We start from the raw sequence: 26,969 nt of genomic DNA on the forward strand, positions 1-26,969 counted from the left end.
GGGGGTTGGGCCCCGTTCAGCGTGACACGCCCGGACATTGCTCGCATTTCGATCACGAATGACTACTCTCCGTGATATGCAAGGCCGCTCACCAGCCGGCCCGGCGGCCGCTCACCGCCCGGTTCACCGGCCCGCCCGAGCCTTCTCGTCCGCCTCACCTCCGGCGCCCACCAGGCCGACCCGCATGCCGTCCAGCCGGTCCCCGAACCGCCGCATCTCCCGCTGGCCCACCGACCCGATGAGCGAGGGCAGATACCCGCGGAGCGACTGCATCCCGCGCAGCCACCACTGCCCGTAGACATGCGCGGAGCGGCGCTCGACGCCCGCGACGATCCGGTCGACGGCGGGGCCCAGCGGATAGGTCTTGTTCGACGGCCAGGGCAGCCGGGAGCGCAGCTCGCGCATGACGTCGTCCTGGTCCGCGCCGCGCACCATGTCGGTGTCGGTCCAGCTGAGATAGCCGACCCCGACCCGTACGCCCTTGTGGCCGACCTCGGCGCGCAGGCTGTGCGCGAACGCCTCGACGCCCGACTTGGAGGCGCAGTAGGCGGTCATCATCGGCGCCGGGGTGATCGCGGCCAGCGAGGCGATCTGCAGGAAGTAGCCGCGGGATGCCATGAGGGCGGGAAGGAAGGCGCGGCCGGTGACCGCACCGCCGATGAGGTTGACCTCGATGACCCGCCGCCAGGAGACCGGGTCGGAGTCGGCGAACGGGCCGCCGGTCGCCACCCCGGCGTTGGCGACGACCACATCCACCTTCCCGAAGCGGTCCTTGACCTCGCCCGCCACCCGGGCCATCTCCTCGTGGTCGGTGACATCGGCGTGCCAGTGGTGCACCGGACCGTGCAGCGAGGCGGCAACGCCCCGCAGCTCGTCCGGCTCCAGGCCGACCAGCGCCAGCGTCGCACCGCGCGCCGACAGCTTGCGGGCCAGCAGCGCACCGACCCCACGGGCCGCGCCGGTGACGACGACGACCTGCCCCTCCAGGCTCCTGCTCGCACTCATACCGTCTTCTCCTTCTTCTGCCGCGTGGAGCGGGGGACTTCGGGGGCCGCGGCCTCCCCGGCCTCGGCGTCGGTGGCGGGCCCGGCGTCGGTGCCGGTGGCGGGTCCGGCGTCGGTGCCGGTGGCGGGTCCGGCGTCAGGTCCGGCGTCGGTGCCGGTGCCCGGCGACCGCAGATGGTCCTTGACGAGCGCGCGCAGCAGGCCGGCGACCGCGCCGGGGTCCTCGATCGGCGTCATATGTCCCAGGCCCGGCAGCTCGGTCAGACCGAGGCAGTCGGGGAGGACCGAGGCCAGCCGGCGGGCGTGCACGATCGGGGTGAGCCGGTCGGCGGTGCCCGCGATGACCGCGGTCGGCAGCTCCAGCCTGCCGACGCCGCCGGTCAGTTCGAGACCGGCCAGCACCTTGCCCCAGCGGGCCCGCACCCCGGTCGGGCAGGCGTGCACGATCTGCGCACAGGCCTCGATCTGCTCGGCGGTGGCGCCGGGGCCCATGGTGGCGTACTTCAGGGCGCGCTTGGTGAGCGGCGACACCGGGCCGAGCGGCGCCCGCGAGCGCAGCATCACACGGTGCGCACGGCGCCGGCCCTGTGGGCTGCGCAGCGGGAACACCCTGGATTCGGCGGGCAGATCGGCGCTTCCGGTGCTGCACAACAGCGCGGCGGCGGCCCGCTCGCGCAGCTGCGGCCGCTCGGCGGCGGCCATGATCGTCATGCCGCCCATGGAGTGGCCGCCCACCACGGCGCGTTCGTCCGGCCGCAGGGTGGCTTCCAGTACGGCCACCAGGTCGTCGGCGAGCGCAGGGGTGCTGTGGCCCGCCGGACCGGCGGCGGGGCTGCGGCCGTGACCGCGCTGGTCGTAGACGACGACCTTGTGGTCGGCGGCCAGGTCCCGGACGACCGGGGCCCAGAAGGCGGTCGAGCAGGTCCAGCCGTGCGCCAGGACGACGGCCGGCGCGTCCTCGGGGCCGTGGATCTCGGCGTACAGCCGGGCGCCGTCGGCCGAGACGGCGGTCAGCGTCGTACGGGGCACCGGCGGCGCGTAGGGGCCGGTGGTGACGTATCCGGGCCGGCGGCTCATGCGGCCACCTCCGTACGCGTGCCGTCGGTCCGGTCCGCGGGCGGGCCGGCCGGTGGCCGCAGCACCTCGTACTCCGCGAGGTCGACCTGCCGGGTGGCCTTCTTGAACTCCCCGGTCGTCCCCGGCCAGACGGTGGTGTTGCGGCCGCCGGCGTCCAGATACCAGCTGTCGCAGCCGCCGGTGCTCCACACCGTGCGCGCCATCCGCTGCTGGATCATGTGGTTCCACTCCTGTACGGCGGACGGCCGGGCGTCGAGTGCGATCTTTCCGCCGAGGACGTCCAGCTGGCGCATGAAGTCGGCCAGGTAGTTCAGCTGCGCCTCGATCATCAGGATCATCGAGCTGTTCCCGAGGCCGGTGTTGGGCCCGATGAGGGTGAGGAAGTTGGGGAATCCGGCCGCGCTGGCACCGCGCAGCGACTCCATGCCGTCCTTCCACTCCTCGGCCACCGTCGTCCCGTTGGCGCCGGTCACCCGCTGCGCGATCGGCATGTCCGTCACATGGAACCCGGTGCCGAAGACGATCGCGTCGGCCTCCGTCTCGCTCCCGTCGGACCCCACGAGGGTGCTGCCGCGCACCTCCTTCAACCCCGCGGCGACCACCTCCACATTGGGCTGCGCCAGGGCCGGGTAATACGTGTTGGAGAGCAGGATCCGCTTGCAGCCGATGCGGTAGTCGGGGGTCAGCGCGGCCCGCAGCACCGGATCCTTGATGGCCTTCTTCATATGGTTCCTGGCCAGGAACTCGATCAGCCCCAGCTCCTTGGGGCGCTTGGTGAAGGCGCTGACCTGCAGCTCACGGATGCCCCACAGCAGCCCGCGGCGCGCGGCCCGGGTCGCCGGCAGCTTGGTGTGCAGCCATTTCTCGGCCGCGCTGATCTTGCGGTCGGCGCGCGGCAGCACCCAGGGCGGGGTGCGCTGGAAGAGCGTGAGGCGCTCCACGTCCGGCTGGATGGCCGGCACGATCTGGATCGCCGAGGCCCCCGTACCGATCATGGCGACGCGCTTGCCGCGCAGGTCGTCGTCGTGGTCCCAGCGGGCGGAGTGCGAGACGGTGCCGGGGAAGGTGTCCAGCCCCGGTATGTCGGGGACCTTGGGGTCCGACAGCGGCCCGGTCGCCGAGACCACGACATCCGCGGTCAGCGCCCCACCGGCCGTCTCCACCTCCCAGTGCAGCGCCTCGGCGTCCCACCGCATGCCGAGCACCTCCGAGTTGAAGCGGAGGTGCGGACGCAGTCCGAAGGTGTCGGTGACCCGCTCCAGGTACGCCCGGATGTGCGGCTGCCCGGAGAAGTTCCGCGGCCACTCCGGGTTGGGCGCGAAGGAGAAGGAGTACAGATGCGAGGGCACATCGCACGCGCATCCCGGATAGGTGTTGTCCCGCCAGGTGCCGCCCACCGCGTCGGCCCGCTCCAGGACCACGAAGTCGGTGATCCCCTGGCGCCGCAGCCGGACGGCCGCGCCCAGACCACCGAAGCCCGATCCGATCACCGCAACCCGCACATGCCTGCGCTCGCGCTCGGCCATCCCGCCGCCTCCCGAGTTCGACGTACTTCACTGCCATCTTCGATGCCGTGACACCCGACGCCACAGCCGCCCCCGCCAGACCACGCCAGCAATCACTGGCGCAATTGGAGACTAGGGCAGCTACGTACCGAGCGGTAGGGGTCGGGCGGCAGGAAGTTACCGCTGGTTGCACCGCGGTCCCGCGCCGTACCCCCGGGCATAGGCTGAACCCGTGGCAGCGAACGAGAACCCCCAGGACGCGCGCACAGAACCCGCGGCACACCTCCCGGCGCGCGAATTCCGCATGGCCGACCTGGCCAGGGAAGCCGGTATCACCGTCCGTACGCTGCGCTTCTACCGCGAGCGCAAGCTCATCCCGCCCCCGCGCCGCGAGGGCCGGATCGCCTGGTACAACGAGCACCACCTCGCCCGCCTGCGCACCATCGGCGCCCTCCTGGAGCGCGGCCACACCCTCGGCGGCATCGCCGAACTCCTCTCGGCCTTCGACACCGGCCGCGACGTGGGCGAACTGCTCGGCCTGGAGAACCCCCTCGTTGCGCCCTGGTCAGAGGAGACACCGGTACGCCTGACCCCCGAGGAACTCGCCGACCACTTCAGCGAGGACATCACCGCCGAGAACCTCACCGCGTCCCTGGACATCGGCTACCTCGCCGTCGACGGCGACGAGTTCGTCCACATCAGCCGCCGCCTGCTGGACGCCTCCACCGAACTCGTCAACCGGGGCATCCCGTTGGCCGCCGTCCTCGAAGCCGGCCGCCAGGTACGCGCCCATGCCGACGCCCTCGCCGACATCTTCACCACCCTCATCCGCACCCACGTCCTCGCCGACGTCCTCGCCCGCAGCTCGGCGGGCGAGCCCCCCGGCCCCCACGAGGTCGACCACATCGCCGAGACCATCGAAAAGCTCCGCCCGCTCTCCAAGGGCGTGGTCGAGGCCGAACTCTCGATGGCCGTGGACCGCCGCGTCCGCACGGAGCTGGCGACATGGCTGCGGGAACAGGAGCGGGAGGGGGAGTGAGCACGGGCCGCCGGGCGGCCGGGGCTCATCCGGGCCGCGGCGGGGCCCCGGCAAAGTGGTCGGACAGGCGCCGCAGGGCGAGGTCCCGTTCGGCCGATGTCTCCTCGGACGCGACGAGTTTCCCGGCGTAGATGCGCACCATCCCGGCCCGCGCGAAGTGGCCCTCGGCCTGTTCCTCGAGAAGGTGCCCCTCGCACAGCTCGGCGAGATGACGGCGGGTGCGCTCCAGATCGCGTCCGGCCAGTGCCGCGGCGGCGTGGACCTCCACGTCCGGGCCGGGGACCAGCCCGAGGAGGCGGAACAGCCGGGCGGCACCGCTCGACAGCGCGCGATAGCTGAGGTGGAGACCGGCCTCCATGGACAGGTCCGGATCGGCCGCGGACAGCTCACACAGCCGGTGCCGCTCATCGGCCAGCTTCTTCGTCCAGTCCGCCAGCGACCATCCGACGTGCGCCATCAGCCGTGCGGCGGCGATCCGCAGCGCCAGCGGCAGCCGGTCGCACCGCTCGACGAGCTCCCGGGCAGCGGCTCCCTCCGCCGCGATGCGCTGCCGCCCCAGCGCGGTGCCCAGCAGCTCCAGGGCGTCGTCCGCCGGCAGCGGCCCCACCGTGACCAGCGCCGCCCCGTCGCGGATCACCAGTCCGCTCAGCCGTCTTCGGCTGGTCACCACGGCCGGACAGCCCGGGGTCGCGGGCAGCAGAGGACGGACCTGGTCGGCCGTTCCGGCATTGTCCAGCAGGACGAGCATCCGCCGTCCGGCGAGCAGCGAACGGTAGAGCGCCGAGCGCTCCGGCACGGAGTCGGGGATCTGTGCGTCCGGTATCCCCAGCGCCCGCAGAAAGGCCGACAGAACGGTGCCCGCCCTCATCGGGGGACGCTCGAAGCCCCGCAGGTCGGCGAAGAGCTGTCCGTCGGGGAACTCGGCCTTGAGCCGGTGCGCCCAGTGAACCGCCAGCGTGGTCTTGCCGGCCCCTCCCCCGCCCGCGAGCACCACACAGCCCGGTGCCGGTACGCGGTCCAGGTTCTGGTCCAGCGCGGCGATCTCGCTCGCACGCCCGCAGAAGTCGGCGATGCGGGGCGGGAGTTGCGCAACGGAGGGCGGCGGAGCCGGCGGGCGGTCGGAGGCGTGCAGCGCGGCGGGGCCGGGACCGGCCGGCGGGCGGTGGGAGAGGTGCGGCACGACCGCCGGCTTCCCGCCGAGCACCGCCAGATACGTCTCGCCGAGGGCCGGGCCCGGATCGATGCCCAGCTGGTCCTTCAGGTGCCGTCTGGTCCGGTGGAAATGATCGAGGGCTTCGGCCTGTCTGCCGCTCGCCTGCAGCGCCCGCATCAGCAGAGCGGTCAGCTCCTCGTGCAGCGGATGCTCCGCGAGCCAGGCGGCCAACTCCGTGACCAGCTCCCCGTAACGGCCGAGCAGCAACAGCTTCGCCCCGAGCTCCTGCAGCGCCGCCACCCTCGCCTGGGTCAGGCCGACGCCCAGCGTCCGCCTGACCCGGTCGCCGGCCACATCCGCCAGCGCCTCACCACGCCACAGACCGAGCGCCTGGCGCAGCTTCGCGACGGCGGTCCACGGTTCGGCCTCGCGGGCGCCGGACACCAGTTCCCTGAACCGGTTGACATCCACCGCACACGGGTCGGCGATCAGCACATACCCCTGGCCGCGGGTGGCGATTTCGGCCTGGCCCGCCAGCAACTGCCGCAAGCGATGCACATGGTTGTGGACCACGCCTCTGGCCCTGGCCGGCGGATCCGCGTCCCATGCCAGGTCGATCAGTCTGCCCACCGGGATCACGTGATTGACCTCGCTGATCAGAATCGCGGCCACGGTACGCAATCGGCCCGCTCCCAGACTCAGCAGGCGCCCATTGTTCACTTCAATTTCAACCGGCCCCAGTAGCCGCAACTGAACCATTGTGCCCCCGAGTTCATGCCGTCGATGCGCGCACAGCAAACCGCCGTTTTGTCAGCGAAGACCACCGGGGGGAACACCGGGTTCCGTTTCACTCGCCCGCTCTCACTATGTGGACGCGGACGGTGAATTGACGGAAAGTCAGTGAAACATGCGGACCATCTGCGGAGTACGTGATCACGATGTGAGCGGTTCATGAGCGAGGCCGCGAAACATCGTTCCTGCCCGTCGCAGCGGCAATCCCCTGGCGGCTGCCCGGGCCGGCTCTCCGATCCCCGATACCCGCATCGGGGATCGGAGAGGACCGCCATCCGTACCCATGGAGGAGAACCATGTTCACCAAGACTGTTGCGAAGAAGGGCCTTGCGGCGGCAGCGCTGTGCGCAGCACTGAGCGGCACGGCCGTCGCCTTCCCGGCGACGGCGTCGGCCGCCCCGGTCGCTGCCGCCGCCGCGGCGGGCGAATCGCCGGTCGATGTCGGCGCCAACGCGAACCTGAACTTCAACGTCGACGTTCTCGGCATTGCCAACAAGATCGAAGCGTCGATCAAGACCGCCCAGAACCGCGAAGGCTTCGTCAAGAACCTCATGGAGTCCGCGTTCTACGCGAGCGGCCAGCACTACAACGTCATGGTCCACAACCTCAGCCAGGGATATGAGGACCACCTCAACGGAGTGAAGCAGTACGGCTCGGCCACTTACGACGGCGTCACCTACGGAATCTGGATCTTCGAGGACGGCGAGTTCACCAACAAGGGCGACGGCGGCTTCATCAACTGGGCCTTCAGGGGCGTCTGGGAGCGCCCCGACAACGGCGGCTACGTGAAGTTCTCCCGCATCTCCTGACGCACCGGCCGGGCAACCGCCCCGGCCACCTCGCATGACGGCCCGCCGGAACATCCAGCGGGCCGTTCTGCTGCGGGGAAGCGCCCGCCGGGGATGACGGGACAGCCCTCAGCGGTCGAAGACGACCGTCACCGGCGCATGGTCGGACCACCGCTGGTCATAGCTGGCCGCCCGCTCCACGTACGCCTTCACCGCTCGCTGCGCCAGGCCGGGCGTGGCCATGGCGTAGTCGATGCGCCATCCCGCGTCGTTGTCGAAGGCGCGGCCCCGGTAGGACCACCACGAGTACGGGCCCTCGGTGTCCGGGTACAGGCTGCGGACGACGTCCACATAACCGCCGTGGGTCTCGTCGAGGACATCGGTCAGCCAGCCGCGCTCCTCCGGGAGGAAGCCGGACTTCTTCTGGTTGGCCTTCCAGTTCTTCAGGTCGGCCTCCTGGTGGGCGATGTTCCAGTCACCGCACACCACCACCTCACGGCCGTCCGCGGCGGAGCGCTTGCGCAGGTCGACGAGGTAGGGCAGGAACTCCGCCATGAAGCGTTCCTTCTCGTCCTGCCGCTCCGTGCCGACCTCGCCGGAGGGCAGGTAGAGGCTGGCGACGGTCACACCGGGCAGGTCCGCCTCGGCATACCGCCCGCTGCCGTCGAATTCCGCCGACCCGAAGCCCACCTGCACCCGCTCCGGCTCCCGCCGGGTGTACAGCGAGACCCCGGCCCGGCCCTTGGCCGCCGCCGGGGCATGCACGGTGTGCCACCCCGCGGGCTCCCGCACCTCCTCCGGGAGCTGAGCGGTCTCGGCCCGCACCTCCTGCAGGCACAGCACATCGGCCGCGGTCTCCGCCAGCCACGGGACAAAGCCCTTCTTGGCCGCGGCGCGGAGTCCGTTCACATTCACAGAGGTCACGGTGAGCATCCCGGCACGATACCCATCCCCCGGACCTCGTCGCGCCGGGCACCCGCTCACCCGTACGATTTCTGGAATGGAGATACGCCCCGTCCGCTACGACCACCCCGACGCGATCACGCTCGATGCGCTGGTCCAGCAGGAGTACGTCCGGCGCTACGGCGACGGCGACATGACGCCGCTGGACCCGGAGATGTTCACCCCTCCGCACGGTACGTATCTGATCGCCTACGACGGCGCCCGTCCGCTGGCCACCGGTGGATGGCGGCGGCAGGAGGACGCGGCGGAGGGGTACGCGGCCGGCGACGCCGAGATCAAGCGGATGTTCGTGGTCGCCGAGGCGCGCGGCCGGGGGCTGGCCCGGCGGATCCTGGCCGCCCTGGAAGCGGACGCACGGGCCGCGGGGCGCTCCCGCATGGTGCTGGAGACCGGCACCGAGCAGCCCGAAGCGCTGGCACTGTATGCGTCCAGCGGTTATGCGCTGGTCGAGAAGTTCGGGCTGTACCGGACGTATGACGAGAGCCGGTGCATGGCGAAGTCGCTGGTGGCGGCTGTCTGAGGAGCCCCGCGGCGGCCCTGGGCCCGTCGGCGGCCGGCCCGTGCGCGCGACCGGCCCGGAACCCTTTGTTGACATGCCTCCGGGCCGCTCCCCATACTCATTCCACTAATCAACTAGCTAAAGGGGGGATCCGGGTGAGCGACCCGAGCCCGTGGGCCGTCGAGGCCGTAGGACTGGGGAAGAAGTACCGCCGCGGCTGGGCACTGCGCGACTGCTCCTTCCGGCTCCCCGCCGGCCACATCTGTGCACTCGTCGGGCCCAACGGCGCGGGCAAGAGCACGTTCCTGGGCACCGCGACCCGGCTGCTGCAACCGACCACCGGGACGCTGAAGCTGTTCGGCGTCCCGGTCTCCGACCCGGCCGTCCTGCAGCGGGTCGCCTTCCTCGCGCAGGACAAGCCCCTCTACCCGCGCTTCACCGTGGCCGAGACCCTGCGGCTGGGCCGTGAGCTGAACCCGCGCTGGGACCAGGCGCTGGCCGAGCGGATCGTACGGTCCGGGAAGGTGCCGCTCAGCGCCCGGATCGGCACCCTCTCGGGCGGCCAGCGCACCCGCGTCGCCTTCGCCCTCGCCTTCGGCAAGCGGCCGGAGCTGCTGCTGCTCGACGAGCCGATGTCCGACCTCGACCCGCTCGCCCGGCACGAGTTGTCGGGGCTGCTGATGGCCGAGGCCGCCGAGCACGGCACGACGGTCCTGATGTCGTCCCACATGCTCGCCGAGATGGAGGTCATGTGTGACTACCTCCTCGTCCTCGCCGAGGGCCGGCTGCGGATGGCCGGCCAGACCGAGGAGCTGGTGCCCGCGCACCTGCTGGTGACGGGGGTGGCCGACGGCGCCGACGGGGTGCCCGAGGAGCTGCGACGCCGGCACACCGTGGTCGAATCCCGGGTCACCGGGCGGCAGTTCAACGCCCTGATCCGGCCGCACGGCCCGCTCTCCGACAGCTGGGAGGCGCTGTCGCCGAGCCTGGAGGAGGTCCTGCTGGCCTATCTGCGTTCGCCCGACGCACCCACCCTGATCGCGGACGAGGCCCGTATCGACGGGCCGCGGGAGGCCGCCGCGTGAGCCGGACCGACACCGTCGGCCCATCGGGCGAAACGCGCGCGGACAGCGACCCCGCCCTGGCGGCCGCCCCGCGCCGCGGCCTGCTGCACGGCCTGCCCTGGCTGGTCTGGCGCCGGCACCGCTCGCTGCTGCGCCTCGCCCTGCTGATCACCGTCGTGGGCTGTGGCACCTTCGCCTACCAGCGCATTGGCGTGATGGACTTCCTGCACGCCAAGGGCGCCTCGCCGGGCGCCGGGGGGCAGGTGTCCACCGATTTCCAGAACAGCTTCGGCACGATGTTCAACAACGACACCCAGTTCCTGGAGCTCCTGCCGGTGCTCGCGGGCATGTTCCTCGGCGCGCCGCTGATCGCGGCCGAGCAGGAGCGCGGCACCATCAAGCTGGTCACCACCCAGTCGGTGAGCCGCGGCCGCTGGATCGCCGCCACGCTCGGTCTGCCGCTGGCCCTCGTCGTGCTGTGCACCACCCTGCTGTCGGCCGCCTTCACCTGGCTGTGGTCACCGGCCCACTCCCTGGTCGCCGACGGCGACTGGATGGAGAGCGGCGCATTCGACACCACCGGGCCGGTCCCGGTCGCCACGACCCTGTTCCTGACCGCCTGCGGCATCGCCCTCGGCATGCTGATCAAGCGGGTGACGGCGGCGATGGCGGCCACCGCCGTCCTCGCTGCCGTCACCGCCGTGGTCTGGGGCGCAAAGGTGCGCCCCCTCCTCGGCACGCTGCGCAGCGTGCGCTACCCGTACGACGGCGACGGCCCCCGGCTGCCGCCCGGCGCCGTACGGATCGACGACTGGGTGTCCACCGCGGACGGCAAGCTCTACGGCTACGGCACCTGCGTCAACGGCGACGCCGAGGCCTGCCGGGCCAGGCTGGGCATCGTCAACCGGGTGACGCAGTACTTCGACTACGGGCAGATGGCGGGGATGCAGTGGCTGGGCGCGGGAATTCTGCTGGCGCTGACCGCCGTGGTCCTCGTGTTCGTCGTGTGGCGGGCACACCGGCGGCCGTTCTGAACGGCGAGACGCGCGAGCGACGGTGCGCGCGCCGGCCCGCCGGTTCCTCCCGTACGGGGAACACCCCGGGAGGCGCTTTGACACCCGGCACGGCCGGCCCGATCATCAAGCGGTCGGGCAGCACGGTCCCGGCGGCAGACAGGGCGGCTCGGTCGGAAGAAGCAGAGAGGTGGTGAGCGTCGTCGAGTTCCGGATCGACCGCCGCAGCGGCGTCGCCACCTATCTCCAGATCGTCCAACAGGTCCAGCAGGCACTGCGGTTGGGCATCCTGGTGGAGGGCGACCGCCTGCCGACCGCCGCGCAGGTCGCCGCCACGACCAAGGTCAACCCCAATACGACCCTCAAGGCGTACCGCGAACTGGAGCGCGAGGGCCTGGTCGAACCGCGCCCCGGCCTCGGCACCTTCGTCAGCCGTACGCTCGCCCGCCCGGAATCCGCGGCGGACGCCCTGCTGCGCGAGGAGCTCCGCTCCTGGATGGACCGCGCCCGCGGGGAGGGGCTGGACCGGGAGGACGTCCAGGCGCTGGTGAACTCGGTGCTGCAGGACCGGTATCCGGACGGCTGAGCGGGACGGGGCGGGCTCCCGCCTGCTCGCCCCGCCGCGGCCGGCCGCCCGTACCGCACCGCGCTTGACCCTCACGCCACGTCAGGCCCCAGCCTGAAGACGGCACGCCCCGCCACCGGTGACACCACCACCGCGCCGGAAGGGGCGGGACGGCCGGACATGACGGGACGAAGGGCGCTGCGATGAGCTACTCGGTCGGGCAGGTCTCCGGCTTCGCCGGGATCACGGTGCGGACCGTGCACCACTACGACAAGGCCGGCCTGCTCTCCCCCAGTGACCGCAGCCCCGCCGGCTACCGCCTCTACAGCGACGCCGACCTCGCCCGGCTGCAGCAGATCCTCTTCTACCGGGAGCTCGGCTTCCCCCTCGACGAGATCGCCGCCCTCCTGGAAGACCCGCAGGCCAACGCCCTCGACCAGCTCCGCGCCCGGCACCGCCTCCTCAACGACCGGATCACCAAGCTGCAGCGGCTGGTCGAGGTCGCCGAACAGGCCATGGAGGTCCAGCAGACCGGTGTGGAGCTGACACCCGAGGAGCGGTTCGAGGTCTTCGGCGAGGTGACCTTCGACCTCACCTATGCCACCCAGACCCATCTGAAGTGGCAGCACCGCGAGAGCTACCAGCGCTCGATGGCACGGGCCGCCGAGCACTCCAAGGAGGACTGGGCGGAGATCATGGCCGAGGCCGCCGACTGGCGCCTGCGGCTCACCGCCGCCTTCGACGCCGAGGAACCCGCCGACGGCGAGCGCGCCATGGACCTCGCCGAGGAACACCGGCAGCACGTCACCCGCTGGTTCACCCCGTGCCCCACCGACATGCACGGCCGGATCGCCGACGGCTTCGTCACCGATCCCCGCTCCTTCGCCCTGGTCGTCCCGCCCACCGAACAACGGCCGGCCCTCGCCCCGTACCTGCGCACGGCCGTACACGCCAACGCCGCACGCCGCTCTCCGCCCCACGAAGCCTGAACGAGGCCGGAGCGAAGCCCGCACGAAGCCTGAACAAGGCCGGGGCGAAGCCCGCACGAAGCCTGAACGAGGCCGGAGCAAAACCCGCACGGAACCTGAACGAGGCCGGAGCGAAGCCTGATCGAGGCCTGAGCCCGCACCGCGCCCTCGGCCACCACACCGGCGCAGCCCGCCCGAACTCACCTCCCCCACCGCACATGCCACTCCGAACTCCCCCGGCCCGACCGTCAGACATCCGCCCACGGCCGGCTCACCTTCCCCCCGCGCGCACCCACGGCACCCCCATGCCCGGCCCCGGCCGTATCGCTCCCCTCCCCTCCCCTCCCCTGACGCCACTCCACTCCCTGCCCGAAAGCGGACCGACCCATGACGAAGATCCTCATCACGGCCGCCGGATCGTACGGCGACGTCGCCCCGTACACCGGCGTGGGCACCCGGCTCCGCGCGGCCGGGCACGAGGTCGCCCTCGCCACCCACAACACCTACGCCGGCCTCGTACGCGCCGCCGGCCTGGAGTTCCGCCGCTTGCCGGCCGACCCCCGCACCCGGCGCCCCGACAGCGCCGGACAGGCGCAGCCCGCCGGCCCCGTCAGCAAACGCGCCCTCATGCGCCAGGCCGCCGCCTTCATCAAGGAACTGGGCGGCGGAATCGCCGACGCCGCCCACGAGGACACCGGCCTCCTCCTGCTCTCCACCACCACCGCACCACTCGGCCACCACCTCGCCGAGGCGCTGGAGATCCCATCCCTGGACCTGCCCCTGGTGCCCAGCGCCCCCACCGGCGACTTCGCCCCGGTCGTCAGCGGCGGCCGCTCACTGGGCCGCTGGGGCAACCGCGCCGCCGGCCGCCTCTCGCTCCGCATCATCGACCGCCTCTACGCCGATGCGGCCCGCGACCTCCGGGCCCGCCTCGGCCTGCCGCCCGCCACCCCCCGTGCAGTCCGCCGCCGCGCCGAAGCCGCCGGCCGGCCGGTCCTGCACGGCTTCAGCGAGGTTCTGGTGCCCCGCCCCGCGGACTGGCGTCCCGGCCTGGACGTGGTCGGAAACTGGTGGCCCTGGCATGCACCGGACGCCCAACTCCCGCCCGTGGTGGAGGACTTCCTCGCCGCGGGCCCGCCCCCGGTCTACCTCGGCTTCGGCAGCATGGCGGGTGGCGACGGCGAGCGCCTGAGCACCCTCGCGGTACGCGCCCTGCGTCGCGCCAAGGTCCGCGGCATCCTCCAGTCCGGCCGGGCCGGGCTGACCACCCGCCACACACCCGAGCACGCCGACGTCCTCAGCATCGGCGACGTCCCGCACGCTCTGCTCTTCCCGCGGATGTCCGCCGTGGTGCACCACTGCGGCGCCGGCACCACCGCCGCGGGACTGCGCGCAGGCGTCCCCACCGTCCCGGTCCCGGTCACCGCCGACCAGCCGTTCTGGGCCGCCCGCCTGGCCTCCCTGGGCGCCGCCACCGCCCCGATCCCCTTCCAGGAGCTGTCCGCCGACCACGCCGTCGCCCGCCTGGCCCACGCCCTCACCCAGGCCACCGCCACCCCCGCCCGCCGCGACCACGCCACCGAGGCCGCCCACCGCCTCACCTCCGAGGACGGCGCCGGCGCGGTCCTCAAGGCGGTCGAGCGCCTGGGGTGGTGACACGACCGGGGCCGCAGCGGCGAGACGACGGGGCACGAAGTGGCGAGACCACCGGAGGCCTTGGAGTGTGAGACGGCCGGCCCCCATCCGCTCCCCCGCTCACCCATCCGGACGCCCGGCCCGGCAAGGCTCACCCGCCGGGCCAACCTCCACCCGTTCGGCGGCCCGGCGGCCCGCCCCAGGATGCGACCACCCGCCACAAGGCGTGGGCTCACCACTATGACCACATTCCGCAAACGCCCCCTGCTTCGCAGAATGCTGCTCCACGCCATAGCCACGGCGGCCATGGGCTCCGTCCTCACGCTGGCGGCATCCCAGGCGGCCCAGGCCGCCCCCGCCGGCAGCTGGACCCACCCCACGACCGCCCACTACCGCATCAGCTCGCCCTATGGCGTACGCGGCACCTGGCGTGCCGGCCACCACACCGGCATCGACCTCGCCGTCCGCTCCGGAACCCGGGTCAGATCCGTGGGGTCGGGCACCGTCGTCCTCGCCAAGAGGTCAGGCGCCTACGGCAAGGCCGTGACGATCCGGATGAACGACGGCCGCTACATCCTCTTCGGTCATCTCTCGCGCATCACCGTCCGCCCGGGCCAGAAAGTCCGCGCCCGCACCCGCCTCGGCTACAGCGGCGCCACCGGCCGCGTCACCGGCCCCCACCTCCACTTCGAGGTACGCAAGAGCCGCCGCTACGGCTCGGACATCAATCCCCTCACCTACCTCGCCAGACACGGCGTCCGTCTCACCTCGCGCTCCTTCGCCCGCTGAACCCCGCAGGCGGCGCAAGTGCGGACCCGGCCCACCGGCATCGGACGCCGGGCATCGGACGCCGGTGGGCGGCAACCACCCCGGCGACCGGGCGCCTCACCCGTAGTTGCCGTACCCCACTGTCACTCGGCACGAAAAAGCCCCCACCGGATATCCCCGGCAGGGGCTTTGACGTGTTGTCTGTGGACCTGAGGGGATTCGAACCCCTGACCCCCTCGTTGCGAACTACCGGCGGGCTGGCCGTTGAGGTCTGCTGGCGTGGTCAGCAGGGCGCTGGAGGGGGATGGTGGGCGTTACCGGTTCCTGCGGTTGCGGTACTTCGCTGCTGTACAGCAGGTGGCGCCGAAGAGTCCTGCGACGGTCACGGCAGTGCCGTAGGCGCTTGCCACTTGGGCCGCCGGCGCCCACACGATCACCAGAATCATGATGACCGTGACCGTCCACGGCCGTACGTCAATTGACAGCCCCCCAGGGGGGTTGGGCACACTCGTCATTGAGCCTCCATGGTTCATTGGCCCGCCTGTCTCTCCGCCCGCGAAAGTGGTTCGACATGGCGGGCCTTCGCCTGTTCGGACAACAGCAATGGTGCCTCGTCCCCGAACCCTCCAGGACGACATCAGGAAAGATCAACACCCCCCTAACAGGCCCTCTGACCTGCGGAAACCATTGCGTCGCAATGAGAATTTGCTAGCGCAGGCACCGCGCCACACCCAGCACGTTTACGCTCCTTCCGCTGCCCCGAATGACGGCCGGCCGGCTGACCTGCACGCTCTCCAAGCCCGGAACATCGCGCTCCACCCCCTCAATGGGATTGGCCGAAACTTGTCGTTTTCCCACGGAGGGTCACTCAGCGGAGCGCCCGTGACGAGCTCAGGCACATCGCGGCAGCAGCTGCTCCCCCTCAGCCACGTCTCAGGGCGCGGTCCGCTCACGCTCTCGCATCTGTGACGGTGGCGGTACGGCGATCGGCCCTTGCCCGCCTGTGTGCCCGGAGTGCTGGGGTCTCACCTGGGACAGCGTGAATCTCGATGCCGGAGAGATCACGGTGGAACGACAGCTCCAGCGCGTCGCGCGGCGACTGGTGCACGACGAGACGAAGACCGAGGCTTCGACCGCGATGCTTCCCCTGCCGGACATCTGCGTGACGGCTCTTCAGCTTCGCCGAAAGGCCCAGGAAGCAGCCAAACAGGCGGCCGGAGAGCTGTGGTCGGACTCCGGGTTCGTATTCACCACGCGCTACGGCACCCGATCGAGCCGAGGAACTTCAACCGGGAGTTCGCCGCCCGGTCGGTCAAGGCCGGCGTCCGGAAGATCCGCTTGCATGACACGCGCCACACCTGTGGATCGCTCCTCGCCGCCCTCGACGTACACCCCCGGATCGCCATGCAGATCCTGCGGCACAGCAAGATCGCGGTAACCATGGAGATCTACACGCACGTGCCCTCGGAGTCGACGCGAAAGGCCCTGCGGAAGCTCGGCAAGCACCTCGGCAACCAGGCCGATCCCACGTAGTTGCTGTACTTCGCTGCTGTACCGCGTGAAAAAGCCCCCACCGGATCATCCCGGTGGGGGCTTTGACGTGCGGTGGACCTGAGGGGATTCGAACCCCTGACCCCCTCGTTGCGAACGAGGTGCGCTACCAGCTGCGCCACAGGCCCTTGCGACGAATGAAACTCTAGCATCTCGGTCGCGGTGCTCGGAAATCGCTTCCGGTGCTGGTCAGCGGAGGGCCGTCACTCGTTCGCCGCGCGCGGGCGGTCCTCGTTCTCGTACTGGTCGAAGAGGGGGGTGCGGCCTCGGGTGCGGCGGCCGGGGTGGGTGGGGCGGTCCCGTTGGGGGGTGTCGGGCTGGGGGCGGTCGGGGGCGGCGCTGGAGCGGGCGGAGCTCCAGGCGTCTTCGGCGTCCAGGTCGACATGGCTGGTGGCGCGGGGGGCGACCGGCGCGGTGACGTACGTGGGGAGGGGGACCGGGACCGGGTCCCAGCTGCCGGCGGCGGGGCGCGGGCGTTCGCGTTCGCGCTGCTGGTCGACCCACTCGGCGTGGTCGGTCTCCTCGACCAGGGCGCGGCGGCCCGCGGTGTGGGCGGGGGTTGCGGGGCGGGGCGGTTCCGGGGCGGCGTCGGCCGGGGTGTCAGCGCGGACGTCGGCCGGGTGGTCGTCGGCGGGCGGCGGCTCGGCCGCCTGCTGAGGGCGGGGCCGGCGTTCCCGCAGTCGCTGTGCTGCCGCCTCCGCCTTGCGCCGGTCCATGGTGAAGGTGAAGCGCCGCCGCTCCTGGGCGCGCAGGTAAATGATGTACGCGGTCAGGAGGAGGGCGGGGAGGGCGGGGGCCCAGAGGAAGGGGAGGCCGCCGACCGCGGCGACGATGGCGCCGGCGGTGAAGGTGAGGAAGAGGACGGTGGTGGTGCGCCGGCGGCGGGCGAGGGCCTTGGCGCGCTTGGTCCGCTCGGCGGCGGAGGGGCGCGGCGGGGCGGTCTGCACCCGGGTGTGGGGAGCCTCGGCCGGGTTCGCCGGCGCGGGGTCGCCGAAGGCCCGGGCGGCGGCCTCGTCGGCCGGGGCGTCCGGGTCCGCGTCGCCGCCCGCATCGTCGGCGGGGTACTCCCCGTGCGCCTTGTCGTAACGGCGCTGCATGGCCGCCCGTCCGGACAGCAGCCGGATGGCGGTGCTGAAGCGCTCGGTCGGACGGGCCTCGTTGAGCTCGTCCTGCCTACGGAGCCACATCGGCACCAAGTAGGCGGCCCAGGCCCCGACGATGACTGCGTAGATGAGGCCGCTGCTTCTCACAACTCACACGGTAGAGGGGTTTGCATGGGGCCATCCGCCAATTGGGCCGGTGTGTCGCACGATCTGGCTGATATCTCGAACTTTTTTGTGATGGTAGAGATCAGCGCGTCCGCCAATCCGGTCAATCAGGGAATGCATTCGAACATTTATTTTATTTGTGGGGTGTGCCGGGAGTACTGGGCTTCTCCCGCCGCCAGCGGTTGAGCAGGCCTTCGGGCACTTCTTCCGCGGTGAGGGCGAAAACCAAGTGGTCGCGCCAGCCGCCGTCGATGTGGAGGTAGCGCGGGCGCATGCCCTCTTCGCGAAAGCCGAGTTTTTCGACCACCCGGCGGCTGGGAACGTTCTCCGGGCGAATGCAGACCTCGATGCGGTGCAGTCCCACGGACCGGAAACAGTGGTCGACGGCGAGCGCCACCGCGGTCGGGATGACGCCGCGGCCGGCGACTTCCCGGTCGACCCAGTAGCCGATATGGCCGGAGCACATGGAGCCCCAGGTGATGCCCGCGACCGTCAGCTGACCGACGACCTGGCCGCGGTACTCGACGACGAACGGCAGCATCCGCCCGGCGTGTGCCTCGGCGCGGAGATGGCGGACCATCTGACGGTACGTGGGGCGGTGCGGCGGGGCGAGGCCGGGCGGGGGCGGCGGGATGGTCGCTTCCCAGGGGCGCAGCCAGTCGCGGTTACGGCGGTTCACCTCGCGCCAGGCCCGTTGGTCGCGCAGCTTTATCGGGCGGAGGGTCACCACTCCGTCCGTGAGGACCACCGGCCAGGGCGCGTTCAGCTCGGGCTCCCGGAAGGTCTGGGGTGGTCGCCGCCGCGGATCTGGTCGACGGCGTGCGACAGCAGGTCGGTGAGGACGGCGAGGCCGTCGCGGACTCCGCCGGAGGAACCGGGGAGGTTGACGATCAGGGTCGTACCGGCGACGCCCGCCAGGCCCCGGGAGAGCGCGGCGGTGGGGACCTTCGTACGGCCGGCGGCGCGGATCGCCTCGGGGATGCCGGGGACCTCGTAGTCCAGGACCCGGCGGGTGGCCTCGGGGGTGCGGTCGGTGGGCGAGAGGCCCGTGCCGCCGGTGGTGAGGACGACGGCGTAGCGGGAGGAGGAGACGGCTCCGCGCAGGGCGGCTTCGACCGGGTCGCCGTCCGGCACCACCTGCGGGCCGTCGACCTCGAAGCCCATGGCGGTCAGGCCCTCGGCGAGCAGCGGGCCGCTCTTGTCGGCGTAGATGCCGGCCGCGGCACGGTTGGAGGCGGTGATGACCAGGGCGCGGGCGGGGCTCATGACCGGCTCCAGTCGCCGGACTTGCCGCCGGTCTTCTCCTCCACACGGATGTCGGAGATCACCGCGGTCTTGTCAACGGCCTTGATCATGTCGATGACGGTGAGCGCGGCGATCGAGACGGCGGTCAGGGCCTCCATCTCGACGCCCGTGCGGTCGGTGGTCTTGACCGTGGCCGCGATCTCGACGGCGTCGTCGGTGAGGGAAAGATCCACCGTGACGCCGGAGACGGACAGCGGGTGGCAGAGCGGGATCAGCTCGGGGGTGCGCTTGGCGCCCATGATGCCGGCGATCCTGGCGGTGGCCAGGGCGTCGCCCTTGGGCATGCCCTCGCCCCGCAGCAGCTCGATGACCTGCGAGGAGACCAGAACGCGGCCGCGGGCGGCGGCCGTGCGGGCGGTGACGTCCTTCGCGGAGACGTCGACCATTCGCGCCGCGCCCGCCGCGTCGAGATGGGTGAGGTGTTGCTGGCCGCTGCTCATCGTTCTCCCGTTACCAAACTGCCGCCTGTGGGACGACACCGTACCCCCGGCGGCAGCGGGCTACCCGAGCAGGACGATGTCCACGTCCGCGCCCGCGGCGACCTCGGTGGTGTCCTCGGGGACGATGATCAGCGCGTTGGCGTGCGCCATGGCCTTGATCAGGTGGGAGCCGGAGCCGCCGACCGGGGTGACCGTACCGGCCTCGGCGTCGTAGGAGCCGCGCAGGAACTGGCGCTTCCCCTCGGGTGAGGAGGTGATGGCGTCGGTGCACCGGGCGGGGGTGGTGGGGCGGTGCACATCGGGCAGACCCATCAGGGCCCGGATGGCGGGGCGGACGAACAGCTCGAAGGAGACGTACGAGCTGACGGGGTTGCCGGGCAGCGCGAGGAGCGGGGTGCGGTCGGGGCCGATGAGGCCGAAGCCCTGGGGCTTGCCGGGCTGCATGGCGAGCTTGCGGAACTCGACGGCGCCCTCCTCCGCGGACAGGGCGGTCAGGGTCTCCTTGACCACGTCGTACGCGCCGACGCTGACGCCGCCGCTGGTGACGAGGATGTCGGCCCGGATGAGCTGGTCCTCCAGGGTGGAGCGGAGGGTCTCGGCGTCGTCGGCGACGGCGCCGACGCGGTAGGGGATGGCGCCGGCGGCTCGGGCGGCGGCGGTGAGCTGGAAGCTGTTGGAGTCGTGGATCTGGCCGGGGCCCAACGCCTCGCCGGGCTGGACCAGTTCGCTGCCGGTCGACATCACCACGACGCGGGGGCGGGGGCGCACCTTGACCGTGCCGCGGCCGATGGCGGCGAGCAGGCCGATCTGGGAGGGGCCGAGCACCGTGCCCGCCCGCAGGGCCGGCTCGCCTTCGGTGACGTCGCTGCCGCGGACGCGGATGTGGGCTCCCGCGGCGGCCGGGCGGTGGACACGGACCTCGCCGGCCGCGTCCTGCGGGGCGGCGCTGTGGGCGCGCATCGTGGCGGCCGGTCCCTCGCCCGTGCCGCCGTCGGTCCATTCGACGGGGACGACGGCCTCGGCGCCGGGCGGCAGCGGGGCGCCGGTCATGATGCGGACGGCCTGGCCGGGACCGACTTCCGGCAGCTCGCCGCTGCCCGCCGCGACGTCGCCGATGACGGTGAGGGCGACCGGAGCCGCTTCCGTGGCGCCCGCGACATCGGCGGTCCGGACCGCGTAGCCGTCCATGGAGCTGTTGTCGAAGGGCGGCAGGGCCACGGGGACCGTGATGTCCTCGACCAGGACGCAGCCCTGGGCTTCGAGGAGCTGCAGCTCGATCGGGTCCAGCGGGGCGATCCTCGCCAGGACGTCGTCGAGATGCTCGGCCACCGACCAGACGCGGTCCTGGTGGCGGGTCTGGCCGGTGGTGCCGTTCAACGTCTTACATCTCCTCGGTGACGTAACTGCGCAGCCAGGTCCGGAAGTCCGGGCCCAGGTCCTCACGTTCGCATGCCAGTCTGACAATGGCACGCAGATAGTCGCCGCGGTCGCCGGTGTCATAGCGGCGGCCCTTGAAGACCACGCCGTGCACCGGGCCGCCGAGGGCGGGGTCGGCGGCCAGCGCCTGGAGGGCGTCGGTGAGCTGGATTTCACCGCCGCGGCCCGGGGCCGTCTTGCGCAGCACCTCGAAGACGGCCGGGTCGAGGACGTAGCGGCCGATGATGGCGAGGTTGCTGGGAGCCTCGGCCGGGTCGGGCTTCTCGACCAGGTCGGAGACGACCACGACATCGTCGTCGTCGGTGGGGGCGGCGGCCGCGCAGCCGTAGAGGTGGATCTGCGCCGGGTCGACCTCCATGAGGGCGATGACGGAGCCGCCGTGCTGCTCCTGTATCTCGACCATGCGCTGCAGCAGCGGGTCGCGGGGGTCGATCAGGTCGTCGCCGAGGAGGACCGCGAAGGGCTGGTCGCCCACGTGCGGTGCGGCACACAGCACCGCATGGCCCAGGCCCCTGGGGTCGCCCTGCCGTACGTAGTGCATGGTCGCCAGGTCGCTGGATTCCTGCACCTTGGCGAGCCGGGACTCGTCGCCCTTGCGGTGCAGGGCCTCTTCGAGCTCGTAGTTGCGGTCGAAGTGGTCTTCCAGCGGGCGCTTGTTGCGGCCGGTCACCATCAGGACGTCGGAGAGTCCGGCGGCGGCCGCCTCCTCCACCACGTATTGGATGGCGGGCTTGTCGACGACCGGGAGCATCTCCTTGGGTGTGGCCTTTGTGGCGGGGAGAAACCGGGTGCCGAGGCCGGCTGCGGGGATGACAGCCTTGCTGATCCGTGTGTGCGATGGGGTCATGCGCGACACCATAACCGGCCCTATCGGAACGATGATGAGGGTCTGGTGAATAGAGCATGAGAGCGGGAGCAAGGGCGCACAGTGAGCATTGATCACGATAGAAAGCACAGGTTGCGGCGGGATCTCCTGGAGGTGAGGAGAGCGTTGCCACCGGATGTCATCGCCGCGACGGGTGAGGCGCTGGCCCGGCGGACGCTGGAGCTGGACGAGTTGGCCGCGCCCGTCCCCCCGCGCCGAGGCACCCCGCCGACCGTCGCCGCCTATGTGTCGATAGGTGGCGAACCCTCCACCCGCGCCCTGCTGGACCGGCTGCGGGCGGCCGGGGTGCGGGTGCTGCTGCCCGTCCTGCTGGCGGACAACGATCTGGACTGGGCGCGCTACGAGGGCGCCGAGCGGCTGGTACGGGCCGGCCGCGGACTGCTGGAGCCGGACGGGCGGCGGCTGGGCCCCGAGGCCGTCACGGAGGCGGATGTGGTGCTGCTGCCGGGGCTCGCGGTGGACCGCGGCGGGCTGCGGCTGGGGCGCGGCGGCGGCTCCTACGACCGGGTGCTGGCCCGGCTGGAGCGGGCCGATGCGCGGGCGTCGCTGGTGGTGCTGCTCTACGACGCGGAGGTGCTGGCCGAGGTGCCGGCCGAGCCGCACGACCGGCATGTGCATGCCGCGGTGACCCCGTCGGCGGTGCACCGGTTCACGGCGCCGGGGGCCCGTACGGAGGACTGAAGCGCGCTGTATACGGGCGGCCGGCAGTCACGGCCGGCGCGGAGCACGAAAGCCGTCGGGCGGACCGGAGACGTCCGGCCCGCCCGACGGCGCAGCGATCACCAGGTGGTGGCGGGAGCGCCGCCCGCCCCTACGGCGACAGGGTCAGCGTGTCCTTGCCCGCCTTCTTGACGGCGTCCTCGCTGTACGCCCAGGGCAGCAGGTCGCCCTTGGCCCACTTGTCGGTCTGGTCGTAGTAGTGGGCGTCGTAGGCGTGCCCGGAGGCGCCCGTGAGGTTGATCCAGCGGGACTTGTCGAGGTCGGCGAGGTTGACCACCATCCGCATCGACGGGACCCAGGTGACCTTGTAGCCGCCCGCGGCGTTCCAGCCGGTGGCGTCGACCGCGGCCTCGCCGCCGCCCAGGTTCCAGGGGCCGCGGTTGAACAGGCCCTGCAGCATGCCGGGACCGTCCGTGCCCAGGGTCTGGTTCTTCAGGAACATCTGGTGCAGCCGTCCCCAGCTCCAGTTGTCGATGTTCTTGCCCAGCTTGGAGGTCAGCTCGTAGCGCGCGTCCGTCATGGCGTGCGCCAGGAGCTGGTCGCGGTTCTTGTCGCCGGGGCGGTTCGGCCGGTCCTCGGTCTTCCACCAGGCGTTGTTGGGGTCGTCCAGGATGCCGCGGACGACCTCGTACCACCGGTCGCCGCCGTCGGGCTGGGCGCTGTCACCGTCCCGCTCGCCGCATTCGCGGACGTACTTGTCGTTCTCGTCGGCGGGTCCGGTCTCGTCGGCCGGGCGGACGGTCAGGCACTGGCCGTCGGGGCGCAGCTCCTTGGGCATCTTGTTGCCGAAGGCGAGCTTGAGGGTGTTGCGCCAGACGGCGTTGAAGTAGGCGGCCGCGGCGGAGTCGGGCTCCTGGGTGAAGTCCCAGCCCTCCAGCAGCTGCTGGGCGTCGCGGACGTACTTGTCCTTGATGTCGATCTTCGTGAGGTAGGGCGTCAGCAGCCGGGCGATCTCGCTGCTGTTGTCCTTCTGGAAGGCCTGCATGTCGTCGGTGGAGACCTTGCCGCCGTCCTTGATCTTCGACTCGATCAGGTCGTTGATCCGCTGGCTGCGGGAGCCGTAGCCCCAGTCCTTGGTGAGCAGGTAGGGGTACTTCTCGTCGGTGACGGCCTGGTTGGCGGTGACGATGTAGCCGCGCTGGGGGTTGTACTCGTACGGCAGCGCCTTCTGCGGGATGTAGCCGCTCCACTGGTACTTCGGGTCCCAGCCGGGCGCCGGGAGGGTGCCGTCGAAGTGGCCGTCGCCCTTGCCGCGGACCGGGATCCGGCCCGGGGCCTGGTAGCCGATGTTGCCCTTGGTGTCGGCGTAGATCAGGTTCTGCGAGGGGACCTCGAAGTGGCCGGCGGCCTTGCGGAAGCCGTTCCAGTCCTTGGCGCGGTCGAGCTCGAAGATGGAGTCCATGGACTTGCCGGGGTTCAGCGCGGTCCAGCGCAGCGATACGGCGTAGCCGTCGCCGCGGTCCGGTGCGGCGTTGCCGACCGGGGCGTCCTTGCCGACATTGGCCAGTTCGCTGTCGCGGTCGGAGACGATCGGCCCGTTGTTGGTGGAGCGGACGGTGATCTCGCGGCTCTCGCCGTCGGCGACCTTGATGGTCTCCTTGCGGGTTATGAAGGGCTGCTGCTTGTTGTCGTAGAGGTAGCCGTTGGCGGTGACCTTCTCCAGGTAGAGGTCGGTGACGTCGGCACCGAGGTTGGTCATGCCCCAGGAGATGTCCTGGTTGTGACCGATGACGACGCCGGGCATACCGGAGAAGGTGAAGCCGGAGGCGTCGTAGTTGCACTTGGGTCCGGTATTACGGCAGTGCAGGCCCATCTGGTACCAGAGTGAGGGCATCTGCGGTGCCAGGTGCGGGTCGTTGGCGAGCAGCGGCTTGCCGGTGGTGGTGTGCGCACCGGAGACGACCCAGGAGTTGGAGCCGATGCCGTTGCCGTTGGGGCCGAGCAGCGCCGGGACCTTGTCGAGGGTCTTGGACAGCGAGGACAGCTGCGACTGCAGGCCCGCGGTGGCGCCGACGGCGGTGGCGGGGGCGGCGTTCGCCGAACCCTTGGGCGAGAACTCCTTGCCGCCGCGGTCGACCTCGCCGCCCTCGACGATCGGCTTGTTCCGCCTGTACGGGTAGGCCGGGTAGAGCTGGGCGATCTGCGCCGGGGTGAAGCGGCTGGTCATCAGGGAACGGTCGATCTCCTCCTGCATGTTGCCGCGGAGGTCCCAGGCCATCGCCTTGAGCCAGGCCACCGAGTCGACCGGCGTCCACTTCTCGGGCTTGTAGTCGTTCTGGAGGTCCAGCGCCGCGTACTCCAGGGACACCGCCGAACCCTCGTGGTCCTTGAGGTAGGCGTTGACGCCCGCGGAGTAGGACTGGAGGTACTTCTTGGTGCTGGGCGACAGCTTGGTGTCGTACTCCTTCTGCGCCACGTCGTGCCAGCCGAGGGTGCGCAGGAACGAGTCGGACTTGACCTGATCCTTGCCGAACATCTCCGAGAGCCGGCCGGAGGTCATGTGGCGCCGTACGTCCATCTCCCAGAAGCGGTCCTGGGCCTGGACGTACCCCTGGGCGCGGAAGAGGTCCTCGTCGGTGTCGGCGTAGATCTGCGGAATGCCGTTGGCGTCGCGGGTGACGTCCACCGGGTTGGTCAGGCCCGGGAGTTTGAGCGAGCCGGTGGTCTGCGGGAACGAGGCGCGGACGGTACTGACACCCCAGAACGCGCCGGAGCCGATGCCCGCCACGAGCAGCAGCACGACCGTGATCGCTACGAGGCGGCCGCGCCGCCCCTTCTTTTTCCTGGGGACTGGGCCGGACTTGTTGGCGGGCATCTCTGTCCTTCGAGGGGCAGGGTGGGAGTGCTGGAGCAACCATAGGCGCACGGGTTCGGCGACCCCTACGCGGAGTCACCGCCAGCACATTCAACCTTCAAGCAATGGTAAATTGTTAGCCTTAGTAACTAGATACGGTAAGGAAAGACCTCCGGAACCCGTGCGAGGAAGGACCAGCTCCTGACTGTCGACCACCTCAACGAACTCCTGCTGATCTGCTCGCTCGTACTGCTCATCGCGGTTGCTGCGGTACGGCTCTCCTCGCGCAGCGGGCTCCCCAGCCTGCTCATTTATCTGGGGATAGGCATCGCCATAGGACAGGACGGCCTGGGCGGTGTCGTCTTCGACAACGCCGAGCTGACCCAACTCCTCGGCTATACCGCGCTGGTCGTGATCCTCGCCGAGGGCGGACTGGGCACCAAGTGGAAAGAGATCAAGCCGGCACTGCCCCGGGCGGTGGCTCTTTCGACGGTCGGCGTCGCGGTGAGCGTGGGGGTCACCGCGGCCGGAGCGCACTATCTGGCCGGGCTCGACTGGCGCCAGGCACTGCTGATCGGCGCCGTGGTGTCCTCCACGGACGCCGCGGCCGTCTTCTCCGTGCTGCGCAGCGTGCCGCTGCCGGCCCGGCTGACCGGTGTGCTCGAAGCCGAATCCGGCTTCAACGACGCCCCCGTGGTCATCCTCGTCGTCGCCTTCTCCACCGCTGGACCGGTCGAACACTGGTACGTCCTGCTCGGTGAGATCGCCCTGGAGCTGGCCATCGGCGCCGCGATCGGGCTGGCCTTCGGCTGGCTCGGCGCGTACGGGCTGCGGCATGTGGCACTGCCCGCGTCCGGCCTGTACCCGATCGCCGTCATGGCCATCGCGGTCTCCGCCTACGCGGCCGGTGCGCTGGCGCACGGCTCGGGTTTCCTCGCCGTCTATCTGGCCGCGATGATCCTCGGCAACGCCAAGCTGCCGCACGCCCCTGCCACCCGCGGCTTCGCCGAAGGCCTCGGCTGGATCGGCCAGATCGGCATGTTCGTGCTGCTCGGCCTGCTGGTCACCCCGCACAACCTGCTCGACGACTTCGTGCCCGCGCTGCTGATCGGCATGATCCTGACGCTGGTGGCCCGGCCGATGTCCGTCTTCGCGGCGCTACTGCCCTTCCGGGTGCCCTGGCGGGAGAAGACCCTGCTGTCGTGGGCCGGGCTGCGCGGTGCGGTGCCGATTGTGCTGGCGACGATCCCGATGGTGAGCAATGTTCCCGGCAGCGACCGGGTCTTCAACATCGTCTTCGTGCTGGTCGTGGTCTACACCCTCGTCCAGGGGCCGACCCTGCCCTGGCTCGCCAGGCGGCTGCGGCTGGGCGACGGCGAGGAGGCCGCGGACCTGGGCATCGAGTCGGCGCCGCTGGAGCGGCTGCGCGGCCATCTGCTGTCCACGTCCATCGGCCCGTCGTCCCGTATGCACGGCGTCGAGGTCGGCGAGCTGCGGATGCCCGCTGGCGCCGCGGTCACCCTCATCGTCCGGGAGGGCTCCAGCTTCGTACCGTCGCCCTCGACGGTGCTGCGGCACGGCGACGAGCTGCTCGTGGTCGCCACCGACCCGGTGCGCGACGCGGCCGAGCGGCGGCTGCAGGCGGTCTCGCAGGGCGGCAAGCTGGCCGGCTGGCTGGGGACGTCCGGCCCCTCGGGGCGTCGGGGACACCACCACCGCTGACGACCGGCCGAGG

General features: G+C 71.3%; 25 protein-coding genes and 1 tRNA gene. 12 read left to right on the forward strand and 14 right to left on the reverse strand.

Annotation, left to right across the window (positions count from 1 at the left end; all coding sequences use genetic code 11):
• Positions 1–123: 123 nt before the first annotated feature.
• The 3 genes from ACWGI6_RS27070 to ACWGI6_RS27080 are packed head-to-tail and all read right to left on the reverse strand — an operon-like array spanning position 124 to position 3,607.
• Positions 124–1,005 carry an SDR family oxidoreductase gene (locus ACWGI6_RS27070; protein WP_393907550.1) on the reverse strand — a complete coding sequence of 294 codons (882 nt, stop codon included), beginning with the start codon at positions 1,003–1,005 and terminating at the stop codon, positions 124–126.
• Complete coding sequence (locus ACWGI6_RS27075) at positions 1,002–2,081, reverse strand: alpha/beta fold hydrolase (RefSeq protein WP_453269921.1); 1,080 nt, start codon at positions 2,079–2,081, stop codon at positions 1,002–1,004. Before ACWGI6_RS27075 ends, ACWGI6_RS27070 begins: the two co-directional genes overlap by 4 nt.
• Positions 2,078–3,607 (reverse strand): flavin-containing monooxygenase, encoded by a 1,530-nt coding sequence (locus ACWGI6_RS27080; RefSeq protein ID WP_453269922.1) that lies wholly within the window; start codon positions 3,605–3,607, stop codon positions 2,078–2,080. The genes ACWGI6_RS27075 and ACWGI6_RS27080 overlap by 4 nt, the downstream gene beginning before the upstream one ends.
• Positions 3,608–3,818: 211 nt before the next feature.
• On the opposite strand from ACWGI6_RS27080, the gene ACWGI6_RS27085 reads away from it, so the two are divergent.
• Positions 3,819–4,625: a MerR family transcriptional regulator gene (locus ACWGI6_RS27085; RefSeq protein WP_453269923.1), complete on the forward strand. Its 807-nt coding sequence runs from the start codon at positions 3,819–3,821 to the stop codon at positions 4,623–4,625.
• Positions 4,626–4,650: 25 nt separating this feature from the next.
• Here the strand turns inward: ACWGI6_RS27085 and ACWGI6_RS27090 are convergent, their stop codons facing one another.
• On the reverse strand, positions 4,651–6,450 hold the full coding sequence (locus ACWGI6_RS27090; RefSeq protein ID WP_453269924.1) for a BTAD domain-containing putative transcriptional regulator: 1,800 nt from the start codon (positions 6,448–6,450) through the stop codon (positions 4,651–4,653).
• A 416-nt stretch (positions 6,451–6,866) separates the two neighbouring features.
• Here ACWGI6_RS27090 and ACWGI6_RS27095 point away from each other — a divergent pair, with 416 nt between their 5' ends.
• Positions 6,867–7,379: a stress protein gene (locus ACWGI6_RS27095; protein ID WP_453269925.1), complete on the forward strand. Its 513-nt coding sequence runs from the start codon at positions 6,867–6,869 to the stop codon at positions 7,377–7,379.
• A gap of 108 nt (positions 7,380–7,487) precedes the next feature.
• Here ACWGI6_RS27095 and ACWGI6_RS27100 read toward each other — a convergent pair whose 3' ends face one another.
• Positions 7,488–8,291, reverse strand: coding sequence for an exodeoxyribonuclease III (locus tag ACWGI6_RS27100; RefSeq protein ID WP_453269926.1), 804 nt, complete (start codon positions 8,289–8,291; stop codon positions 7,488–7,490).
• Positions 8,292–8,358: 67 nt separating this feature from the next.
• On the opposite strand from ACWGI6_RS27100, the gene ACWGI6_RS27105 reads away from it, so the two are divergent.
• The 7 genes from ACWGI6_RS27105 to ACWGI6_RS27135 all read left to right on the forward strand — a co-directional run bounded on the left by ACWGI6_RS27105 (position 8,359) and on the right by ACWGI6_RS27135 (position 14,854).
• Positions 8,359–8,841 carry a GNAT family N-acetyltransferase gene (locus ACWGI6_RS27105; protein ID WP_453269927.1) on the forward strand — a complete coding sequence of 161 codons (483 nt, stop codon included), beginning with the start codon at positions 8,359–8,361 and terminating at the stop codon, positions 8,839–8,841.
• Positions 8,842–8,975: 134 nt separating this feature from the next.
• Positions 8,976–9,905, forward strand: a complete 930-nt coding sequence (locus tag ACWGI6_RS27110) for an ABC transporter ATP-binding protein (protein ID WP_453269928.1) — start codon at positions 8,976–8,978, stop codon at positions 9,903–9,905.
• Positions 9,902–10,918, forward strand: coding sequence for an ABC transporter permease subunit (locus tag ACWGI6_RS27115; RefSeq protein ID WP_453269929.1), 1,017 nt, complete (start codon positions 9,902–9,904; stop codon positions 10,916–10,918). The genes ACWGI6_RS27110 and ACWGI6_RS27115 overlap by 4 nt, the downstream gene beginning before the upstream one ends.
• 169 nt (positions 10,919–11,087) lie before the next feature.
• The gene (locus tag ACWGI6_RS27120) at positions 11,088–11,483 is read left to right on the forward strand and encodes a GntR family transcriptional regulator (protein WP_393907541.1); all 396 of its coding nucleotides are present in this window, start codon (positions 11,088–11,090) and stop codon (positions 11,481–11,483) included.
• A 182-nt stretch (positions 11,484–11,665) separates the two neighbouring features.
• Positions 11,666–12,451, forward strand: coding sequence for a MerR family transcriptional regulator (locus ACWGI6_RS27125; protein ID WP_453269930.1), 786 nt, complete (start codon positions 11,666–11,668; stop codon positions 12,449–12,451).
• A gap of 366 nt (positions 12,452–12,817) precedes the next feature.
• Positions 12,818–14,086 carry a glycosyltransferase gene (locus ACWGI6_RS27130; protein ID WP_453269931.1) on the forward strand — a complete coding sequence of 423 codons (1,269 nt, stop codon included), beginning with the start codon at positions 12,818–12,820 and terminating at the stop codon, positions 14,084–14,086.
• A 219-nt stretch (positions 14,087–14,305) separates the two neighbouring features.
• A complete protein-coding gene (locus tag ACWGI6_RS27135) occupies positions 14,306–14,854 on the forward strand; it encodes a M23 family metallopeptidase (RefSeq protein WP_453269932.1) in 549 nt (182 codons plus the stop codon).
• Between the two features lie 293 nt (positions 14,855–15,147).
• Here the strand turns inward: ACWGI6_RS27135 and ACWGI6_RS27140 are convergent, their stop codons facing one another.
• The gene (locus ACWGI6_RS27140) at positions 15,148–15,348 is read right to left on the reverse strand and encodes a hypothetical protein (RefSeq protein ID WP_453269933.1); all 201 of its coding nucleotides are present in this window, start codon (positions 15,346–15,348) and stop codon (positions 15,148–15,150) included.
• 709 nt (positions 15,349–16,057) lie between these two features.
• On the opposite strand from ACWGI6_RS27140, the gene ACWGI6_RS27145 reads away from it, so the two are divergent.
• The gene (locus ACWGI6_RS27145; RefSeq protein ID WP_453269934.1) at positions 16,058–16,366 is read left to right on the forward strand and encodes a tyrosine-type recombinase/integrase; all 309 of its coding nucleotides are present in this window, start codon (positions 16,058–16,060) and stop codon (positions 16,364–16,366) included.
• A 73-nt stretch (positions 16,367–16,439) separates the two neighbouring features.
• Here the strand turns inward: ACWGI6_RS27145 and ACWGI6_RS27150 are convergent.
• The 7 genes from ACWGI6_RS27150 to galU form a co-directional block, all read right to left on the reverse strand.
• Positions 16,440–16,512 (reverse strand) — tRNA-Ala (locus ACWGI6_RS27150).
• A 75-nt stretch (positions 16,513–16,587) separates the two neighbouring features.
• Positions 16,588–17,634, reverse strand: coding sequence for a divisome protein SepX/GlpR (gene sepX, locus ACWGI6_RS27155; protein ID WP_453269935.1), 1,047 nt, complete (start codon positions 17,632–17,634; stop codon positions 16,588–16,590).
• A gap of 151 nt (positions 17,635–17,785) precedes the next feature.
• A complete protein-coding gene (locus ACWGI6_RS27160) occupies positions 17,786–18,400 on the reverse strand; it encodes a GNAT family N-acetyltransferase (protein WP_393907536.1) in 615 nt (204 codons plus the stop codon).
• A gap of 14 nt (positions 18,401–18,414) precedes the next feature.
• Positions 18,415–18,918, reverse strand: a complete 504-nt coding sequence (locus ACWGI6_RS27165; RefSeq protein ID WP_393907535.1) for a MogA/MoaB family molybdenum cofactor biosynthesis protein — start codon at positions 18,916–18,918, stop codon at positions 18,415–18,417.
• Entirely contained in the window at positions 18,915–19,397 is a 483-nt protein-coding gene (gene moaC / locus ACWGI6_RS27170) for a cyclic pyranopterin monophosphate synthase MoaC (RefSeq protein WP_453269936.1), read from the reverse strand. Before moaC ends, ACWGI6_RS27165 begins: the two co-directional genes overlap by 4 nt.
• A 60-nt stretch (positions 19,398–19,457) precedes the next feature.
• On the reverse strand, positions 19,458–20,774 hold the full coding sequence (glp, locus tag ACWGI6_RS27175) for a molybdotransferase-like divisome protein Glp (protein ID WP_453269937.1): 1,317 nt from the start codon (positions 20,772–20,774) through the stop codon (positions 19,458–19,460).
• 4 nt (positions 20,775–20,778) lie between these two features.
• Positions 20,779–21,681 (reverse strand): UTP--glucose-1-phosphate uridylyltransferase GalU, encoded by a 903-nt coding sequence (gene galU / locus ACWGI6_RS27180; RefSeq protein ID WP_453269938.1) that lies wholly within the window; start codon positions 21,679–21,681, stop codon positions 20,779–20,781.
• Between the two features lie 144 nt (positions 21,682–21,825).
• Between galU and ACWGI6_RS27185 the strand changes: the two genes are divergently transcribed.
• On the forward strand, positions 21,826–22,401 hold the full coding sequence (locus ACWGI6_RS27185) for a 5-formyltetrahydrofolate cyclo-ligase (RefSeq protein WP_453269939.1): 576 nt from the start codon (positions 21,826–21,828) through the stop codon (positions 22,399–22,401).
• A gap of 130 nt (positions 22,402–22,531) precedes the next feature.
• On the opposite strand, the gene ACWGI6_RS27190 is transcribed toward ACWGI6_RS27185, so the two are convergent.
• Positions 22,532–25,255, reverse strand: coding sequence for a penicillin acylase family protein (locus ACWGI6_RS27190; protein ID WP_453269940.1), 2,724 nt, complete (start codon positions 25,253–25,255; stop codon positions 22,532–22,534).
• Positions 25,256–25,435: 180 nt separating this feature from the next.
• Between ACWGI6_RS27190 and ACWGI6_RS27195 the strand changes: the two genes are divergently transcribed.
• The gene (locus tag ACWGI6_RS27195; RefSeq protein ID WP_453269988.1) at positions 25,436–26,956 is read left to right on the forward strand and encodes a potassium/proton antiporter; all 1,521 of its coding nucleotides are present in this window, start codon (positions 25,436–25,438) and stop codon (positions 26,954–26,956) included.
• The last annotated feature ends 13 nt before the right edge of the window (positions 26,957–26,969 follow it).

The sequence above is a fragment of the Streptomyces sp. NPDC054786 genome (assembly GCF_053611685.1).

Bases quoted from the DNA above. Each gene is read 5' to 3' on its own strand.
- ACWGI6_RS27125 (WP_453269930.1), top strand. From the start codon at position 11,666: ATGAGCTACTCGGTCGGGCAGGTCTCCGGCTTCGCCGGGATCACGGTG.
- ACWGI6_RS27135 (WP_453269932.1), top strand. From the start codon at position 14,306: ATGACCACATTCCGCAAACGCCCCCTGCTTCGCAGAATGCTGCTCCAC.
- moaC (WP_453269936.1), bottom strand. From the start codon at position 19,397: ATGAGCAGCGGCCAGCAACACCTCACCCATCTCGACGCGGCGGGCGCG.
- ACWGI6_RS27105 (WP_453269927.1), top strand. From the start codon at position 8,359: ATGGAGATACGCCCCGTCCGCTACGACCACCCCGACGCGATCACGCTC.
- galU (WP_453269938.1), bottom strand. From the start codon at position 21,681: ATGACCCCATCGCACACACGGATCAGCAAGGCTGTCATCCCCGCAGCC.
- ACWGI6_RS27100 (WP_453269926.1), bottom strand. From the start codon at position 8,291: ATGCTCACCGTGACCTCTGTGAATGTGAACGGACTCCGCGCCGCGGCC.
- ACWGI6_RS27070 (WP_393907550.1), bottom strand. From the start codon at position 1,005: ATGAGTGCGAGCAGGAGCCTGGAGGGGCAGGTCGTCGTCGTCACCGGC.
- ACWGI6_RS27075 (WP_453269921.1), bottom strand. From the start codon at position 2,081: ATGAGCCGCCGGCCCGGATACGTCACCACCGGCCCCTACGCGCCGCCG.
- ACWGI6_RS27140 (WP_453269933.1), bottom strand. From the start codon at position 15,348: ATGACGAGTGTGCCCAACCCCCCTGGGGGGCTGTCAATTGACGTACGG.
- ACWGI6_RS27190 (WP_453269940.1), bottom strand. From the start codon at position 25,255: ATGCCCGCCAACAAGTCCGGCCCAGTCCCCAGGAAAAAGAAGGGGCGG.
- ACWGI6_RS27095 (WP_453269925.1), top strand. From the start codon at position 6,867: ATGTTCACCAAGACTGTTGCGAAGAAGGGCCTTGCGGCGGCAGCGCTG.
- ACWGI6_RS27165 (WP_393907535.1), bottom strand. From the start codon at position 18,918: ATGAGCCCCGCCCGCGCCCTGGTCATCACCGCCTCCAACCGTGCCGCG.
- ACWGI6_RS27130 (WP_453269931.1), top strand. From the start codon at position 12,818: ATGACGAAGATCCTCATCACGGCCGCCGGATCGTACGGCGACGTCGCC.
- ACWGI6_RS27080 (WP_453269922.1), bottom strand. From the start codon at position 3,607: ATGGCCGAGCGCGAGCGCAGGCATGTGCGGGTTGCGGTGATCGGATCG.